The organism is Aquabacterium parvum (assembly GCF_001447195.1).
GTDB lineage: Bacteria > Pseudomonadota > Gammaproteobacteria > Burkholderiales > Burkholderiaceae_C > Aquabacterium > Aquabacterium parvum.
The window spans coordinates 1-273 of sequence record NZ_LFRI01000152.1 but is presented as its reverse complement, the minus strand read 5'-3'; the positions used below and the strand labels follow the sequence as shown (position 1 = coordinate 273).

1 protein-coding gene is annotated in these 273 nt (G+C 58.2%); it reads left to right on the top strand.

The features are described from left to right. Positions 1 to 106: 106 nt before the first annotated feature. The gene (locus ABG80_RS23720; protein ID WP_268760940.1) at positions 107 to 229 is read left to right on the top strand and encodes a hypothetical protein; all 123 of its coding nucleotides are present in this window, start codon (positions 107 to 109) and stop codon (positions 227 to 229) included. Positions 230 to 273 lie beyond the last annotated feature (44 nt).

The window sequence follows — 273 nt, the reverse complement described above, 5'->3', positions numbered from 1 at the left end:
CGGGGCGCTAAGTCGATGAAAGCCTACTTGGATAGGTGGGAGGTCATCCGAGCCGAGAAAACGGCTCTGAGGCCTTTTTTGGTGACTTTGACGGTGAAGAACGGTGATGACCTGGCTGAACGCTTTAAGCACCTTCGTAGAGCCCAGCGCGAGCTATGGAAACGCCGGCAACGTGGTCGCGGCTCTGTGCTCGATGGTGTTGTGGGCGCTGTTTGGTCATACGAAGTGAAGCGGGGAGACAACTCGGGCCAGTGGCACCCGCACCTGCACATG